Origin of the sequence: Streptomyces sp. GSL17-111, from assembly GCF_037911585.1 — a bacterium.
Lineage (GTDB): Bacteria > Actinomycetota > Actinomycetes > Streptomycetales > Streptomycetaceae > Streptomyces.
Genome location: NZ_JBAJNS010000001.1, coordinates 3,581,824 through 3,597,085, shown reverse-complemented (window position 1 = coordinate 3,597,085; position 15,262 = coordinate 3,581,824). Strand labels below are relative to the sequence as shown.

General features: G+C 73.4%; 16 protein-coding genes and 1 tRNA gene. 7 read left to right on the top strand and 10 right to left on the bottom strand.

Translation table 11 applies throughout. From position 1 onward, the window contains the following. The first annotated feature begins 71 nt into the window (after positions 1-71). Positions 72-1,748, top strand: a complete 1,677-nt coding sequence (gene cdgB / locus V6D49_RS15945) for a diguanylate cyclase CdgB (RefSeq protein ID WP_340560438.1) — start codon at positions 72-74, stop codon at positions 1,746-1,748. A 90-nt stretch (positions 1,749-1,838) separates the two neighbouring features. Then, positions 1,839-2,864 (top strand): hypothetical protein, encoded by a 1,026-nt coding sequence (locus tag V6D49_RS15940; RefSeq protein WP_340560436.1) that lies wholly within the window; start codon positions 1,839-1,841, stop codon positions 2,862-2,864. Between the two features lie 73 nt (positions 2,865-2,937). Here the strand turns inward: V6D49_RS15940 and V6D49_RS15935 are convergent, their stop codons facing one another. The 4 genes from V6D49_RS15935 to arfB all read right to left on the bottom strand — a co-directional run bounded on the left by V6D49_RS15935 (position 2,938) and on the right by arfB (position 6,043). Continuing rightward, positions 2,938-3,345, bottom strand: coding sequence for a hypothetical protein (locus V6D49_RS15935; protein ID WP_340560434.1), 408 nt, complete (start codon positions 3,343-3,345; stop codon positions 2,938-2,940). A gap of 90 nt (positions 3,346-3,435) precedes the next feature. Next, positions 3,436-4,599 (bottom strand): N-acetylglucosamine-6-phosphate deacetylase, encoded by a 1,164-nt coding sequence (nagA, locus tag V6D49_RS15930; RefSeq protein ID WP_340560432.1) that lies wholly within the window; start codon positions 4,597-4,599, stop codon positions 3,436-3,438. Next, complete coding sequence (locus V6D49_RS15925; protein ID WP_340560430.1) at positions 4,596-5,528, bottom strand: ROK family protein; 933 nt, start codon at positions 5,526-5,528, stop codon at positions 4,596-4,598. The genes nagA and V6D49_RS15925 overlap by 4 nt, the downstream gene beginning before the upstream one ends. Positions 5,529-5,614: 86 nt before the next feature. Beyond that, positions 5,615-6,043 (bottom strand): alternative ribosome rescue aminoacyl-tRNA hydrolase ArfB, encoded by a 429-nt coding sequence (gene arfB, locus V6D49_RS15920; protein WP_340560429.1) that lies wholly within the window; start codon positions 6,041-6,043, stop codon positions 5,615-5,617. A 142-nt stretch (positions 6,044-6,185) separates the two neighbouring features. Between arfB and V6D49_RS15915 the strand changes: the two genes are divergently transcribed. The 3 genes from V6D49_RS15915 (at position 6,186) to V6D49_RS15905 (ending at position 8,714) form a co-directional block, all read left to right on the top strand. Continuing rightward, complete coding sequence (locus V6D49_RS15915; RefSeq protein ID WP_340560428.1) at positions 6,186-6,761, top strand: TerD family protein; 576 nt, start codon at positions 6,186-6,188, stop codon at positions 6,759-6,761. Positions 6,762-6,904: 143 nt separating this feature from the next. Beyond that, a complete protein-coding gene (locus tag V6D49_RS15910; RefSeq protein WP_340560426.1) occupies positions 6,905-7,630 on the top strand; it encodes a class I SAM-dependent methyltransferase in 726 nt (241 codons plus the stop codon). Continuing rightward, entirely contained in the window at positions 7,614-8,714 is a 1,101-nt protein-coding gene (locus tag V6D49_RS15905) for a monodechloroaminopyrrolnitrin synthase PrnB family protein (RefSeq protein ID WP_340560424.1), read from the top strand. Before V6D49_RS15910 ends, V6D49_RS15905 begins: the two co-directional genes overlap by 17 nt. Here the strand turns inward: V6D49_RS15905 and V6D49_RS15900 are convergent. Continuing rightward, positions 8,638-9,465, bottom strand: a complete 828-nt coding sequence (locus V6D49_RS15900) for a class I SAM-dependent methyltransferase (protein ID WP_340560422.1) — start codon at positions 9,463-9,465, stop codon at positions 8,638-8,640. The genes V6D49_RS15905 and V6D49_RS15900 overlap by 77 nt on opposite strands. Positions 9,466-9,638: 173 nt before the next feature. Here V6D49_RS15900 and V6D49_RS15895 point away from each other — a divergent pair, with 173 nt between their 5' ends. Then, complete coding sequence (locus V6D49_RS15895) at positions 9,639-10,133, top strand: hypothetical protein (RefSeq protein ID WP_340564064.1); 495 nt, start codon at positions 9,639-9,641, stop codon at positions 10,131-10,133. Positions 10,134-10,156: 23 nt separating this feature from the next. Here V6D49_RS15895 and V6D49_RS15890 read toward each other — a convergent pair whose 3' ends face one another. The 5 genes from V6D49_RS15890 to V6D49_RS15870 all read right to left on the bottom strand — a co-directional run bounded on the left by V6D49_RS15890 (position 10,157) and on the right by V6D49_RS15870 (position 13,692). After that, the gene (locus V6D49_RS15890) at positions 10,157-10,819 is read right to left on the bottom strand and encodes a pentapeptide repeat-containing protein (protein ID WP_340560420.1); all 663 of its coding nucleotides are present in this window, start codon (positions 10,817-10,819) and stop codon (positions 10,157-10,159) included. 53 nt (positions 10,820-10,872) lie between these two features. Further along, positions 10,873-11,631 carry a peptidoglycan recognition protein family protein gene (locus V6D49_RS15885; RefSeq protein WP_340560418.1) on the bottom strand — a complete coding sequence of 253 codons (759 nt, stop codon included), beginning with the start codon at positions 11,629-11,631 and terminating at the stop codon, positions 10,873-10,875. Between the two features lie 96 nt (positions 11,632-11,727). Further along, positions 11,728-13,122, bottom strand: coding sequence for a hypothetical protein (locus tag V6D49_RS15880; protein WP_340560416.1), 1,395 nt, complete (start codon positions 13,120-13,122; stop codon positions 11,728-11,730). A gap of 66 nt (positions 13,123-13,188) precedes the next feature. After that, entirely contained in the window at positions 13,189-13,401 is a 213-nt protein-coding gene (locus tag V6D49_RS15875; RefSeq protein WP_340560414.1) for a DUF397 domain-containing protein, read from the bottom strand. A 216-nt stretch (positions 13,402-13,617) separates the two neighbouring features. Further along, a tRNA-Thr gene (locus V6D49_RS15870) sits at positions 13,618-13,692 on the bottom strand. Between the two features lie 233 nt (positions 13,693-13,925). Between V6D49_RS15870 and V6D49_RS15865 the strand changes: the two genes are divergently transcribed. Further along, entirely contained in the window at positions 13,926-15,044 is a 1,119-nt protein-coding gene (locus V6D49_RS15865) for an ABC transporter ATP-binding protein (RefSeq protein WP_340560413.1), read from the top strand. The last annotated feature ends 218 nt before the right edge of the window (positions 15,045-15,262 follow it).

Genomic DNA, 15,262 nt, shown 5'->3' with positions numbered 1-15,262 from the left:
CTGTGATTCAGTGGCGGGGACACTCGGACGAGTGGCATGTCGGATCAACGAACGAGCCACGGGGGAGGCAGATGGACACCGACTCTGAGCCGTACGTCCGCCTCACCACGCTGCGCCGTCTCCACCAGTCCGTGGCTCAGCTGAACACCGCCCGCAGCCTCGCCGACACCCTCCAGACGGTCGCCGACGGCGTCGTCACGGGCCTCGGCTTCGAGATGGCGGCGGTCAACCTCGTCCGTCCCGACGGCGACCTCGTCGTCGCCGCCGTCGCCGGGAGCACCGGTGCCGAGGCGATGATGGCCGGGCGCGTCGGCTCCCGCGCCTCCTGGGAGCGCCGGCTCGCGATGGGCGAGGCCTGGGGGGAGCTGCGTTTCGTCCCGTACACCGAGGGCTGGGTGCTCGACGACGACGACGTCCCCCAGTGGCACACCCCCGGCCCCGCCCCGCGCTTCGCCGACGAGTGGCACCCCATGGACCGGCTCTTCGCCCCCATGTACACGGCCGACGGCGACCTCCTCGGCGTCATATCCGTCGACAAGCCCCGCAACGGCCGCCGCCCCGGCGCCTGGGGGTGCGAGGCCCTCCAGATGTACGGCTTCCAGGCCGCCATCGCCATCAGCAACGCCCGGCTGCGCGCCAACATGCAGCGCGCGCTCGTCCGGCTGGAGCGCGAGCAGCAGGCGCTGCGGGCCAGCGAGGAGAGCTTCCGGGCCGCCTTCGAGTACGCGCCCAGCGGCATGGCCATCGCGGAGATGGGCGGCGACCAGCACGGGCGGCTCATCAAGGCCAACGACGCCCTGTGCCGCCTCCTCGGCCGCACGGCGTCGATGATGCGCCGCTACTCCTTCTCCGACCTCGTCCACCCCGAGGACATCGGCACCCTGCTGCGCACCGCCGCCGAGGGCGGCCGGGCCGAGCTGCGCATGAGCCGCAGGGACGGCAGCTACGTGTGGGTGTCCCTGCGGAACTCGGTCGTCGCCGACGTCGCCGACGGGCCGCGCTTCCTGCTCACCCACGTCGAGGACATCGAGGAGCGCAAGCGGCACGAGCTGCACCTGCGCCACCGGGCCAGCCACGACTCCCTGACCGGGCTGCCCAACAGCGCCGAGCTGCGCGCCCGGCTCAGCGCCCGGCTCTGCGAACGCCCGGCCCTGTCCTCCGTGCACACCGGTCCGGACCCGGACGCCGACCCGGCCTGGGCGGACGTCCACGAGATGGTGGCCGTCTTCCCCGACCTGCACGGTGTCGGCGGGGGCCCCGGCTCGGACGGTCCGTTCGTCCCGCCGCCGGTCGGGCCCGGGTTCGACCACCACGTCCACCTCACCGCCCCGTCGGGCGAGGACCCCTCGGACAAGGGCCTGGCCGTGCTCTTCTGCGACCTGGACGGCTTCAAGTCGATCAACGACCGCTTCGGGCACCACTGCGGTGACGCCGTCCTGGTCGAGGTCGCCCGACGGCTGGCGGGCGCCGTCCGCGACAACGACACCGTGGCCCGGCTCGGCGGCGACGAGTTCGTCGTCCTGGCCGACGGGCTCGCGTCCGCCGACGCGAGCGACCTCGCGGTGCGGCTGCGCAACGCGATCATCCCGCCGATACGCGTCGACGGCCGCCAGGTGCGGGTCGGCGCGAGCTTCGGCATCGGATGGGCCTCCTGTGGAGAATCCGTGGAGGAGATTTTGCAGTCGGCGGACCAGCGGATGTACGTCGAGAAACGTTCCAGGTCAAAGGGGCACCGGAGAGCCGGGTAGGGGTGTTCGCCCCAGGACGTCCCCGCCCGCCGTCCCTCGAACGGGGTAGGCTGCGCGAGGTCAGCTACTGCCGTATGAGGAGAACAGGGGATGACCGCCGGTCATAACGGTACGACTCCGCCGGAGGGCGACGACCCCTTCGGCTACCTGTACCGCCAGGAAGGCGGCGCCCCCGGCGCGGCCCCGCAGCAGGGCGTCCCCCGCACCTCCTACCAGCAGGTCCGCCCGGTGGGCGAGCGCCGCTACGGCACCCCGCAGGGCTCCCCGGCGCAGCCGCCGCAGGGCCACGGCGGCGGGTACGGGTATCCCCCGCAGAACCCGCAGGGCGCCCACGGCGGGACGGGTGGTTACGGCTACCCGCCGCAGGCCTCGCCCGAGGCCGCCTATCCGAACGCCCACTACGCGGCCCCGGAGACCCAACCCGGCGGCCGTGCGGCGACGCGCGGGACGGGCCGGCCGGGACCGGGACACGGTGGCGGGCAGCGCCGCAACGGGCTGCTCATCGCCGCCCTCGCGGTCGTGGGCGCCGTTCTCGTCGGCGTGGGTGCGGCCGTCGCGTTCTCCGGGGACGACAACGACAAGGCGGGGGCGAACTCCGCCACTGACGGCGAGCGGCAGCCGGGCTCCGACGACCCGGAGCCGAAGGACGACGCCCCGAAGGACGAGGACGAGCAGGACGGCGAGGTCGAACTGCCCACGGAGGACGCCTCCAGCCTCCGCCTCGACAACGGCCCCGTCGTCGCCGGCGACATCCCCGGCTCCCGTGCCGAGGACGGCAAGTACGTCGCCGGTCTGAACAAGCCCGGCGCGACCGTGACCTGGACGACCGAGGTGCCCGAGGCGGGCAAGTACACCGTCTTCGTCGGCTACACAGTGCCCGGAGCCGACGCCAACGCGAGACTCGCCATCAACGGAAAGCCCAGCAACCGACCGCTCAACTTGAAGAATTGGGCGAACGCCGAGCCCGACGCATGGGAAAAGGGCTGGACGCGTACCTTCGCCTGGGTGGAGTTGCAGGACGGGCAGAACACGATTCAGGTCTCCTGCGCCGAGGGCAATGCCTGCGAGTTCGCCATGGACCGAGTGTGGCTGAAGGCCGGACACGTGGAGAAGTAGACGCCTCACCGAACCGATGAACGCGCGGCGGCCCTGAGGGTTCGCCGCGCGTTCGCCTACTTGACCAGGAGCGTCAGACGCCGTTCCACGGAGCCGTGCAGTAGTTGAGCAGCCGACTGCCCTCAAAGTTCGCGACCTGAACCGTCATCGTGAACATGCCACCGTCGTAGCTGGCCCGAGTTCTCCAATGCTTGGTATTCCCGTAGCCATCGTAATTATGGCGCCAAGGCCAGTACTTCACGTTGCCATTGTAATCCCCCGTCACGAACCGAATAGCCGGATGATGCCCGTCCGCTTTCGTGTCCTTTACGAAGAGATCCAATGGGTCGACCAAAGTTGGGTTACGGGGATTCCCATCCCAGATACCGTAAGCCCCACTTGTGGAACAACTTGCGCTTTCAGCGTGCGCCTGCCCCGGAACCAGCAGCGCAAGGGCCGTGGCAGCAGCACCCACAAATGTCACTTTCGCTCTTACCTGCATGCCGCAGAACACTCCTTCTACAGTCGGTTATGTCCATGACAGCACATGTGGCGCTTCTGGGTCAGGAGAACGTCGCGATCGGCCCCAGCCCTACGGCTTCACCACCCACGCCCCCCGGCGGAGCACCGCGCGGACGGTGAACGCCGCGTCGAGCGCGACGAGGTCGGCGTCCAGGCCGGGGGCGATGGCGCCGACGCGGTCCGCGCGGCCGAGCAGCCGGGCCGGGGTGGTGGACACGGCGCGCACGGCGTCCTCCACGGGGATGCCGTCCTCCGTCACGGCGCGGCGCAGGGCCGCGTCGAGGGTGAGCGTCGAGCCCGCGATCGAGCCGGGCGTGCCGTCGTCGGTGGCGATGCGGGCCACGCCGTCGACCACGTCCACGTCCAGCGGGCCGAGGCGGTAGCGGCCGTCCCCGAACCCGGCGGCGTCCATGGCGTCGGTGATGAACGCGGTGCGGTCGCGGCCCGCGCGGGCGAAGGCCAGCCGGAGCGCGGCGGGGTGCAGGTGCGTCCCGTCGTTGATCAGCTCGACGGTCACGCGCTCGTCCTCCAGGAGGGCGGCGATGGGGCCGGGGGCCCGGTGGCCGAGCGGCGGCATGGCGTTGAACAGGTGCGTCGCGACGGTGGCGCCGGCGTCGATCGCCTCGCGGGTCTGCTCGTACGTCGCGTCGGTGTGGCCGACGGCGGCGATGACGCCGTGCTCGACGAGGACGCGGACGGCGTCCAGCCCGCCGGGGCGTTCCGTCGCGAGGGTGCACATGGCGGCCGTTCCCCGGGCCGCGTCGACCAGCTTGCGCACCTCGGCCGGGTCCGGGTCGCGCAGCAGCGCCTCGCTGTGCGCGCCCTTGCGGCACGGCGAGATGAACGGGCCTTCGAAGTGGACGCCCGCCAGGTCGCCCTGCTCGACCAGCTCGGAGAGCAGCCCGGCCTGCCGGGCGAGGGTGTCCAGGTCGCCGGTGACGGTGGAGGCGACCAGCGTCGTCGTGCCGTGCGCGCGGTGGGTGCGGACGGCGGTCAGCACGTCCTCGGGCGTCCCGGAGGTGAAGGACGCGCCGCCGCCGCCGTGGTTGTGCAGGTCCACGAACCCCGGCACCAGCCAGTGCCCGGCGAGGTCGACGTCGGCGGGGTCCACAGCGGAGGCCGGGGCGGCGTCGACGGCGGTGATCCGCCCGTCCGCGACGGTCACCCGGCCGCCGTCCAGCACCCCGTCCGGCGTGACGACACGGGCCCCGGTGAGGGTGAGCTGCTTCGTCATCGGGTCGCGACCTCCGCGGAGAGTAGGTCCCAGGCGAGGAGTCCCGCGCCCAGGCAGCCGGCGGCGTCCCCGAGGGCGGCCGGAACGATCAGAGGGGTGCGCTGGAACGTCACGGCGGCATCGACGGCCTGACGCAGCGGCGTGAAGAGGGTGTCACCGGCCTCCGCGAGGCCCCCGCCGATGATCAGCGTGCGGGGGTCGAGCAGGGTGACGGCGGTGACCAGGCCCGCCGCGAGGGCGTCCACGGCCTCCTGCCACACGGCCACGGCGCGCGGGTCGCCTGCGACGACGGCCCGCGCGGCGTCGGCGGCGGTGGCGGTCGCGTCGCCGCTGGCCCGCGCCCAGGCCCGGCCGACGGCGGAGGCCGAGGCGAGCGTCTCCAGGCAGCCGCGCTGGCCGCAGCCGCAGGCCGGGCCGTCCGGACGGACGACGACGTGGCCGATCTCCCCCGCCCCACCGTGCGCACCGGCCTCCACCCGGCCGTCGATACCGATGGCTCCGGCGATGCCGGTGCCCAGCGGTACGAAGAGGAAGCGGTCCACGCCGGCCCCCGCGCCGATGCGGCCCTCGGCCAGCCCGCCGGTGCGGACGTCGTGGCTGAGGGCGACGGGCAGACCGAGGTGCTCGGCGAGGAGGTCGCGCAGGGGCAGGTCCGTCCAGCCCAGGTTGGAGGCGAAGCGCACGACGCCGGCCGGCTCGTCGAGGATGCCGGGCACCGCGACACCGGCCGCGGCGGGGGCCCGGCCGTACCGTTCGGCGCCGGCGCGGGCGAGGTCGGCGGCGAAGCCGAGCACGGCGGCGGTGACGGCCTCCGGGCCCCGGCCGCGGTCGGTGGGGCGACGGGCTTCGTGCAGCAGGCCACCGTCCGGGCCGACGAGGGCGGCCTTCATACCGGTGCCGCCCACATCGAGGGCGATGACGTAGTTCACGGGGCCAGTGTCGCCCGAAGGACCCCAAGAGGTCTAGTCCACTGGTCCAGGGAGCCGTGATCGTTCGGGTGAGACGGGCCGGGCGGTCAGTCCCAGCCCTTGCCCTGACGGCCCCGCTTCACGTCGCCGCGCATCCGCTTGCTCCGCAGCCGCCGCTCCTTCGCGCCGCGCGAGACCTTCCGCGCCTTGCGGGCGGGGCCCGGCGGCGCGGTGGCCTCCGCGAGCAGCGACGCCATCCGGACGGCGGCCGTCTCCCGGTTCCGCCACTGCGAGCGGTGCTCGCTCGCCCGCACGGTGAGGACGCCGTCCCGCAGCCGCTCGGCGAGGCGTTCGAGCGCGCGCTCCTTCCACACCTGCGGGAGCGCCGAGGTGCGGGCCAGGTCGAAGCGCAGCTCCACCTGGCTGTCGGTGGTGTTCACGTGCTGGCCGCCCGGCCCGGAGGACTTCGAGAACCGCCAGCTCAGCTCGGCCTCGGGAAGGGCCACGGAACCGCGGATGACGTAGGGACCGGACATGCGTTTCATGATTCCCCCTCCGCCGATCGGATGCACGGTCTTTTCACCGGACCAGGAACCTGCGCATACCCGCCTGACGTTGGGGAAGTGCAGGTACCGTCGTCGACGTAGACGAGAATCGCTAACGAAAGGGACTGATCCCATGGCTGTGAGCCTTTCCAAGGGCGGCAACGTGTCGCTCTCCAAGGAGGCCCCGGGTCTCACCGCGGTGACGGTCGGCCTCGGCTGGGACGTCCGCACCACCACCGGCACCGACTTCGACCTGGACGCGAGCGCCATCGCGGTGAACGCCGAGGGGAAGGTCCACTCGGACGGGCACTTCGTCTTCTTCAACAACACGGCCTCGCCCGAGCAGGCGATCGTGCACACCGGTGACAACCGCACCGGCGAGGGCAGCGGCGACGACGAGCAGATCAACATCAACCTCCAGACGCTGCCCACCGAGATCGACAAGATCGTCTTCCCGGTCTCGATCTACGACGCCGAGTCGCGGAGCCAGAACTTCGGCCAGGTGCGGAACGCCTTCATCCGCATCATCAACCAGGCGGACCAGAAGGAGATCGCCCGCTACGACCTCAGCGAGGACGCGGCGACGGAGACCGCTATGGTCTTCGGCGAGATCTACCGCAACGGCGCGGAGTGGAAGTTCCGCGCCGTCGGCCAGGGCTACGCCTCGGGTCTGACGGGGATCGCCCAGGACTTCGGCGTCAACGTCTGACGCGGCGGGAAGAAGGGGCCAGACCGGCGGTCTGGCCCCTTCTGTCATGTTCCGGCGTGTCCTGCCATGTACCGCTGAGTCCGGCTGAGTACCGCTGAGCCCGGAAAAGTTCTGCCGGGTCCGAACAGTCAAGGAGATGTGACGTGCAGGGGAACGCGAGCACATGGGAAGCCTTCTGGCGGGAACGGCCGGTGGAGGACGGCGCGACGCTGTGGGACGTCGATCCGGCCGAGGCCGTGGAACGGCAGCTGCCCGTCCTGCGTGACTGGTTCACGCCCGGCCTGCCGGTGGCGGACGTCGGGTGCGGCAACGGGCGTCAGACCGGGGCACTGGCCGCGCACTTCGAGCGGGTGCTCGGCTACGACGTCTCGGCCTCCGCGCTGGAGGCCGCACGCCGGCTCCACCCGCACCCCAACGTGGCCTACCGGGAGCTGGACCTGTGCGACCGGGGCGCGGCGGCCCGGCTGCACGCGGAGTTCGGGGACCAGAACGTCTACGTCCGCACCGTCCTGCACCAGCTGCCGGACGGGCTGCGGCAGTCCGCCGCCGACTCACTCGCGGCGCTGCTGGGCGAGCGGGGGCACGGCTACGTGATCGAGCTGGCGCCGGAGGCGTCCGAGCTGTTCGCGGCCTGGCCCCGGACGGGCGAGGGCCCCTCGAAGCTGGACGACATCCTCGCGGCCGGGCTCGTCCCGGCCCGGATGGCACCGGGCGAGCTGGAGAAGGTGCTCACCGGCGCCGGACTGGAGCTGGTGGAGACCGGCGGCTTCCTCGGCAGCAGCGTCGAGTCGGGCGACGCGGGCGCGTTGACCGTGCCGATGCGCTACGCCCGCGTGCGGCGGGGAGGTGACCGTGCGGACGCCGAGTGACGCGTACGGTTCCGCCGAGCAGATACGCGCCGTCCGGGCGGCCGATCCGCTGCGGGCCGACCCGGTCTGTGCCCGGCTGCCGGACATGAACGCGCGGGCCGACCTGTTCGCGCTCACCGGGGCGCTGCGCGGGCTGCTGCCCGACGCCGCCCGCCTCGGAGGGTTCACCCGCGACGAGTGCCTCGCCGCGATGCGGGACCTGGGAATCGTCGCCGGGTCCGTCAAGCGCCACGGCGTCCAGCCGGGCCGCGTCGTCCCGGAGCTGATGCCCGTCCTGCGGGAGCTGGGCCGGCGCACCGACATGGTGCCGCGCGACACGGTGCTGCACTACTGCGTGTGGAACCCGACTGGCGAGCGGCGGCGCACCTACACCGGTGAGGCCCCCGAGCACGTGCTCCAGGACGCCGTGCGGCAGGCCTTCCCGAGGCTGCACGCCGCGCTGGAGCTGGGCGAGGAGCTGAGCCGCACGGAGCCGTGGGAGCCCGCCTTCGCCCCGCTCGTCCACGGGATCGGCGCGCACACCACGGTGATGGTCGACGTCATCGACCAGGTGGCCGCGGACGTCAGCCCGGAGTTCTTCGCCCGCACCATGCGCCCCTACTTCGAGGAGTTCAGCGTCGACGGCCTCCCCTACCTCGGGCCGGCGGCGGCGCAGGTGCCGCTGTGGCTCGTCGACGAGGTGGTGTGGCTGTCCGACGCGGGCGTCGACGAGTACGAGCAGTTCGTGCTGGACTCGGTGCCCTACGGGCTCCCGCGCTGGCGCGCGCTCCACGCCGGCTGGCACGGCGCGCCCTCGGCGGTGGGCCGGCTGCTGACGGCCGCCGACGGCCCGCGCAAGGACGCCGTGCGGGCCGGTGCGGCGGCGCTCGTCGACCTCCTGCGGACCGTCACGACCTTCCGCGGCCGGCACCTGCGCATCGCCCGCGCGGCCTACGGGGAGGACCTGCGCCTGTACCCCGTGGGCAGCGGGGGCGGCAGCGTCGACCTGCTCCAGGAGGTGCTGCTGCTCACCCGGCAGAACGCCCGGCTGGCCCGGGAGCGGGCCGCCGACCCCACGCCGACACCAGCGGCACGGAGAGGGTGACGAAGCCGGGGTCGGCCAGCTCCGCCAGCACCTGCTCCACCACCTCGGCCGGAGCGAGGCCCTGCGCCAGGATCGGCTCCCGCAACCGGCGGAAGGTGAGCCGGTAGAACTCCGCGGCGGGCGTTCCGCCCCGGATCGCGCCGCCGTCCACGACGGCGTCCACGTCCGTCAGCCCCCGGGCGGCGAGCGCGGACGGCATCCAGTGCCCGAAGCGCCCGTCGCAGCCGTGGCCGCCGAGCACCGCCACCACCGCGTCGTGCACCAGCTGAAACCTTTCAGCAGAGGTGCGCGGCGCGGTCGGCGGCGCGGGGCGGTCGACGTCGAACTCCGACAGCAGCACGCACCCGCCCGGCGCGCACAGCTCCACCAGCCCGTCGAGCACCTCCGCCCGCTCCGGCAGGTGCGAGAGCACCATCCGCGCGTGCACCAGGTCGAACCGCTCCCCCACCGGCGGCCCGTCCGCCACGATGTCGTGCTCCCGGACCTCGACGTGGGCGGGCAGGTCCGCCGCGCGCAGATGCCGGACGTCCCGGTCCAGGGCCACGACCCGCCCGCGCTCCCCGACCAGCCCGGCCAGCAACCCGCTGACCTCGCCACCGCCCGCCCCCACGTCCAGACACGACGCCCCCGGCCGCACCCCCACCGCGCGCACCGCGCGCTCGGTGGCCGCCGCCCAGAACTGCGCGAGGCGTCCCAGCCGCTCCCGCTCCTCGTCCCACTCGGCCCCGAACGTGTACGTGTTCCCCGTCATCGCGTCCCCTCCGTGGTCGGCTCCCGGCGAACCTACCGGGCGGTCCCGCGACGCCCGGGGCCAGGGGGACGCGTCCGGCCCGGCGGGATGACGCCGCGTCAGCGGAACGCGGCGGCGCCGCACTCGAACCGGTGAGCGACGGGCGCGCGGGCGGGGCGTGCGAGCATGGGCGGGTGATCGACCTGGGCTACTCGCTCTCCCGACGCTTCCCCGACCCGCCGCAGACGCGGTACGGGCAGGCGGACGTCCGGACGCTGCGGCACGACCTGTTCTGCGGCGACGTCTACCTCGCCGACGTGGACGCCGACCGGGAGCTGGCCACCGCCTGGGGCTGGGTGCCGGTGCTCGACTTCGCCTGGGCCCTGTGCGACATCGTGGAGCGGCTCGACCGCGACCCCCTCGGCAGCCGGGCGTCCCGGCCCCAGCGCGCCGAGCTGGACTTCACCGAGTCCGCCGACCGGCTGCGCTTCACGCGGCGTTTCGGCTGGGTGGAGATCACCGCCGACTGGGCGCCGGACGAGGCGCCGCTGAGCTTCTCCCACCGCGAGCTGCGCCGTGAGGCCCGCGACTTCCTCCACGACCTCGTGGCCGACCTCGTCGACCTGCACGGCGAGCTCGGCGACAACCCCGTCGTCTGGGACCTCCAGGCCCGCTTCCCCCGCGTGTGAGTCGCGCCCGACCCGCCGGTGCGTCACGGCTCGACCCGGACGCCGAGGTGTCCGGCGAACGCGGGGGCGAGATCGAGCAGCTGCGTCGGCGTGATCGTCGCCCCCGCCAGCCGCTCCACCCCGCGCACCAGCGACAGCTCCGCCAGCTCGCGCAGGTCCACGTCGGCGAGCACCGCACCCCGCAGGTCCGCGTCGCGCAGGACGCAGTCCCGGAACGCCACCCGCGTCAGCGTCGCCCCCGCCAGATCCGGCTCCACGAGCACGCACCCCTCGAAGGTGACGTCGGTCAGCGTGGCCGAGCGCAGGTTGACGTAGTCGAGCTTGCCGCCGCGCACCCGCACCCGTGACAGGTCAGCGCCGTGCAACAGCACGCCGCCCAGCCGGGGGTCGGCCCACTCCACGTCCCGCACCCGCGCGTCCGCCAGGTCGGTGCCCACGCCCCGGACGCCGTCGAGCACACAGTCCGTCAGCCGCGCCCCGCGCAGCCCCGCCTCGTCCAGCGTGACGTCGCGCAGCGCGCAGTCCAGGAACCGCGCGCCCGGGGCGTCGGCACCGGTGAGGTCGAGGGAGGTGAAGACCTCCCCGTCGTAGTCCCCCTCCGGCTCCAGCGGTCCGTCGTGCGGACGCAGCTCGGGCAGGGAGACGGCGGGCGGGCGGGGCGGCTTCGGACCGGTACGCGACGTCATGCCCCCACCCTGCCGCGCCGCACCGACATCCCGTCCGCCGACGACCCCGGCCGTCACTCCCCCTGCGCCTGCGCCGCGTGGTCGTCGCGCAGCCGCGCCACCAGGGCGCGCAGCTCGGGCAACGCGTCGTAGAGCGCCTGCCCCGGGCAGTCCGTGTCGTAGCCGTCCCGGTGCCCCGCGATCACGTCCAGGGTGACGTCCGTGCCCTCCGGGTAGCGGCTGGCGTCGTTCGTCGACTCCATCCGCACCCGCCCCCTCGGGTCCACCTCCCGGCCCAGCTTCCACGCCGCCACCGCCGCGATCGCCTCCAGCATCGGACGCGGCACCTCCTCGCCCTCCCCGAACCGGCCGAGCGCCGCTATCCCCAGGCTCCGGGTGTTGAAGCCCTTGGTGTGCGCGCCCAGCACCGTCCGCCGCTCACTGTCGGCCCGGCCCTCGTAGACGGTGCCGCACCGGTCGACGACGAAGTTGTAGCCGAGGTCGTCCCACCCGCGCCCCTCGATGTGCTGCCGCTGCATCTCCCGCAGCAGTCCCGGAACGTCCCGCTCGCAGTCGTACCCGTTCGGATGGTTGGTGTGGTGCACGAACACCGCCTCCGCCGGACGGGTGTACGCCGGCTCCTCCCGCACCGCCGCCTCGTCCGCGTGCCACACCTCCCGCCCCACCACGGGCGGCTTCGGGGCCGCCGGGCCCGTCACGGGCGCACGCGCGTCCCGCTCCGGAGCCTCCTCCCGCCACTGCGGGGCGCTCCAGGTGAACACCAGCGCCAGCGGCAGCACCGCCGCCGCCCGCGCGAGCCTGCTCGGCCTCATGCCGCCCACGGTCGCCCGGCGGCCCCCGTCCCCCCAGCCGGGGACACCCGTTCGGGTGACACGGCGACGGCGGACGCCCCTCCCGGGACCGGCGCGTCACCGGGCGTGCAGCACCGTCCGGCCGCCGTCCTCCGCCACCCGGACGTCGACCGCGCCGCGCAGACCGCCCCCGGCCAGCGTCAGCCGGTCGCCCGCCAGCGACACGCCCTCGCCGTCCTGGTCCAGCGGCACCGCGACGTACGCTCCGCCGTCCGGCCCCGGCATCCGGGCCACCGTCACGCCGTCCAGCGTCAGCGTCCCCGACTCCAGGACGAACCGGCCCCGACCGCCCGGCACCACCGCGTCGACCGGCAGCTCCTCCGTCGTGAACAGCCCCTCCCCCACCACCCGGCCGGATCCGGCGGGCAGCATCAACAGCGGACGGCCGTCGTCCTCCATCGCGCGCGTGAACGGACCGATCGCCCGTCCCAGCCGCTCGTTCCGCTCGGCCGTCGACCGCTCGACGGCCTCCCGCACCGCCTCCGGCACCGTCTGCCGCACCGGCTCCACGTCCGTCAGTTCCGTCAGCACCGCGTCCACCGGCGGCACGCCCTCGCGCAGCAGCCGCTCCTTGACGCCCAGCCCGAGCACGTCGGCGTTGAGCAGCGCCACCGTGCCGATCGCCCCCGCCTCCCCGGCAGGATCTTCGGCGGGCTCCCCGGCCAGCGGCCGCAACGTGGTCATCAGGTGCTCCGCCGGATCGTCCGCCGCCGCCATCGCCACCGCGTACCGCGCGAAGTACGCCGCCGCACCCACCCGCAGGTCCGCCTCCGCCGACCCCTTCGCCTCGGCCGGGAAGCGGCGCACCCACTGCTCGTTCCAGTACGCCGCCGCGGCCAGCCGCTCGGCCCGCTCCCCCGGCCGCTGGTAGGCGGCCAGCAGGCTGTCGTGGATCATCGCCCGCACCATCCGCGGCTCCGCCTCCAGCGGATACGTCTGCAACCGCTCCCCGCCCGCCGCCGCCGACGCGTCCTGCCCGGGCGGCACGAACGCCGCCCGCGTGGCCAGTGCGAACAACTCCAGCCCCGCCGCCACGGGGTCGTCCTGCGCCCGTGCCCCGGCAGGCGGCCGGACCACCACCGTCCGCTCACCCCGCCACGTCGTCCGCTCCGCGCCACCGGGCGCCGGAACGTCCACCCCCGCGCGCTCCAGGTCCGCCGCCCCGACCCGGCTCATGCCGACCGCGTCCACCAGCCACCCGCGCTCGCCGTCCGTCAGCAGTACGTGGTGCCCGGAGAGGTCCACACCCGGCCAGAGCGCCGCCGTCCGGGGCCACACCCGTGCGACGGCCGCCTGCACCTCGGCCGCCGGCCGGTCCAGCGGCCCCCGGGCGGACGGCGACGCCACGACGACCCCCTCCAGCCGGGGCCCACCACCGACGCACCCCGCGCACCCCACGAGGGCCAGCACCACGCAGGCCGCCACGGCCCGCACACTCCGCTTCCCGTCCACCCCCTCACCGTGCCGCCCCCACCCGGCACGCGCGCCCTCGCCGCCCCCACCCGGGTGACGACACCACTACGGCGCGGAGACGTCCCCGATCACCCCGACGAACGCGTCCCACGCCGCCGCCGGAAACACCAGCACCGGCCCCTCACGGCGCTTGCTGTCCCGCACCGGCGCCACTCCGGCGACACCGTCGGCTACCTCCAGGCAGTCGCCGCCCGACTCGTTGCTGTAGGTGCTCTTGCGCCACTGGACCGCGCTCAGGGCAACTCGCGGATTGCGCATGGTAGTCGTCCTCCATCACCTTGCGGATCATCGCCGACGAATCGTCGGGCCCGCTCAGGCCGATCACCGTCGGGAAGCGTAGGAACCCACCGTGGCGCAGGAAGGGCGCGCCGGGAAGCACCGGCGAAGAGCATGAGGGAGGACGACAGCGCACCGCGCGGGGTCATGGGAGATGTGCCACCGGGGAGGAGCGATGCTCCTCCCCGGTGTGAGGAGAGCCGCCTGTCGGATTCGAACCGACGACCACCGGATTACAAGGCCGGGACTCTAGCCAGGCTGAGCTAAGGCGGCAGACAAATCGCGACCACTCTACACACCCGGGCCGGCACGCTTCCCCTCGGTCCGGGGCCCGCGCGACGGGGCCGCGACGGGGTGGGTCAAGAGTCGGTTGCGCCGCTCTCAGGGTGCTGACAAATCGAACGCGGGCGGGTTAACGTCGCGGGAACGTTCACACTCCCGTGGACGACACCTCCCTTTACTCGGATCGTCCGGCACGTTCCTGCCGGTGAAGGAGCTACAACAGCATGGCTACGGTCACGTACGACAAGGCTTCCCGGATCTACCCGGGCAGCGAGAAGCCCGCCGTCGACCAGCTCGACATCGAGATCGAGGACGGCGAGTTCCTCGTCCTCGTCGGCCCCTCGGGCTGCGGCAAGTCCACGTCCCTGCGGATGCTCGCGGGGCTGGAGGACGTCAACGCGGGCGCCATCCGCATCGGTGACCGGGACGTCACCCACCTGCCGCCGAAGGACCGGGACATCGCCATGGTGTTCCAGAACTACGCGCTCTACCCGCACATGAGCGTCGCCCAGAACATGGGCTTCGCCCTCAAGATCGCGGGGGTGCCGAAGGCGGAGATCCGGCAGAAGGTGGAGGACGCGGCCAAGATCCTCGACCTCACCGACTACCTGGAGCGCAAGCCGAAGGCGCTCTCCGGCGGCCAGCGGCAGCGGGTGGCGATGGGCCGCGCGATCGTGCGTGAGCCGCAGGTCTTCCTCATGGACGAGCCGCTGTCGAACCTCGACGCCAAGCTCCGCGTCCAGACGCGTACGCAGATCGCGAGCCTCCAGCGGCGGCTGGGGATCACCACCGTCTACGTCACGCACGACCAGGTCGAGGCCATGACGATGGGCGACCGGGTGGCCGTGCTCAAGGACGGCCTGCTCCAGCAGGTGGACTCGCCCCGGCACATGTACGACAAGCCGGCGAACCTGTTCGTCGCGGGCTTCATCGGCTCCCCGGCGATGAACCTGGTGGAGGTGCCGATCACCGACGGCGGGGTGATGTTCGGCAACAGCGTGGTGCCGGTGGAGCGCGAGGCCGTGGCCGGGGCCGCCTCGAAGGGCGACAAGACGGTGACCGTGGGCGTGCGTCCCGAGCACTTCGACCTGGTGGACGGCGGTGCCCAGGGGCTGTCCAAGGACGAGCCGGCCGGGCTCGCCGTGACGGTGAACGTGGTCGAGGAGCTGGGCGCGGACGCGTTCGTCTACGGCACGGCGCACGTCGGCGACGAGACGAAGGACCTCGTCGTGCGGGTGAACGGCCGCGGGGTGCCGGAGAAGGGCTCGGAGATCCACGTGATGCCGCGCGCGGGCGAGTCGCACGTCTTCGCGACCTCGTCGGGCGAGCGGCTGAGCGACTGACGCCGACCGGACGACGCCGCAGGGGCTCGCACCCGACCGGGGCGGGCCCCTTCCGCGTGGGTCCTCCGGGAGGGGGAGCCCGGCGGGTGATGCGGGCGTGCACCCGTCATACGTCAACATGCTGCCCGTGAAACCACATTTTGTTCACTCATCAGAGTGACCGAATGTCGCCATTCAGCTACTCCTCGCTACCATCACACGGTGTGCCCTTCGCGGGC

Bases quoted from the DNA above. Each gene is read 5' to 3' on its own strand.
- V6D49_RS15915 (WP_340560428.1), top strand. From the start codon at position 6,186: ATGGCTGTGAGCCTTTCCAAGGGCGGCAACGTGTCGCTCTCCAAGGAG.
- V6D49_RS15865 (WP_340560413.1), top strand. From the start codon at position 13,926: ATGGCTACGGTCACGTACGACAAGGCTTCCCGGATCTACCCGGGCAGC.
- nagA (WP_340560432.1), bottom strand. From the start codon at position 4,599: ATGACGAAGCAGCTCACCCTCACCGGGGCCCGTGTCGTCACGCCGGAC.
- V6D49_RS15885 (WP_340560418.1), bottom strand. From the start codon at position 11,631: ATGAGGCCGAGCAGGCTCGCGCGGGCGGCGGCGGTGCTGCCGCTGGCG.
- arfB (WP_340560429.1), bottom strand. From the start codon at position 6,043: ATGTCCGGTCCCTACGTCATCCGCGGTTCCGTGGCCCTTCCCGAGGCC.
- V6D49_RS15940 (WP_340560436.1), top strand. From the start codon at position 1,839: ATGACCGCCGGTCATAACGGTACGACTCCGCCGGAGGGCGACGACCCC.
- cdgB (WP_340560438.1), top strand. From the start codon at position 72: ATGGACACCGACTCTGAGCCGTACGTCCGCCTCACCACGCTGCGCCGT.
- V6D49_RS15900 (WP_340560422.1), bottom strand. From the start codon at position 9,465: ATGACGGGGAACACGTACACGTTCGGGGCCGAGTGGGACGAGGAGCGG.
- V6D49_RS15875 (WP_340560414.1), bottom strand. From the start codon at position 13,401: ATGCGCAATCCGCGAGTTGCCCTGAGCGCGGTCCAGTGGCGCAAGAGC.
- V6D49_RS15935 (WP_340560434.1), bottom strand. From the start codon at position 3,345: ATGCAGGTAAGAGCGAAAGTGACATTTGTGGGTGCTGCTGCCACGGCC.
- V6D49_RS15890 (WP_340560420.1), bottom strand. From the start codon at position 10,819: ATGACGTCGCGTACCGGTCCGAAGCCGCCCCGCCCGCCCGCCGTCTCC.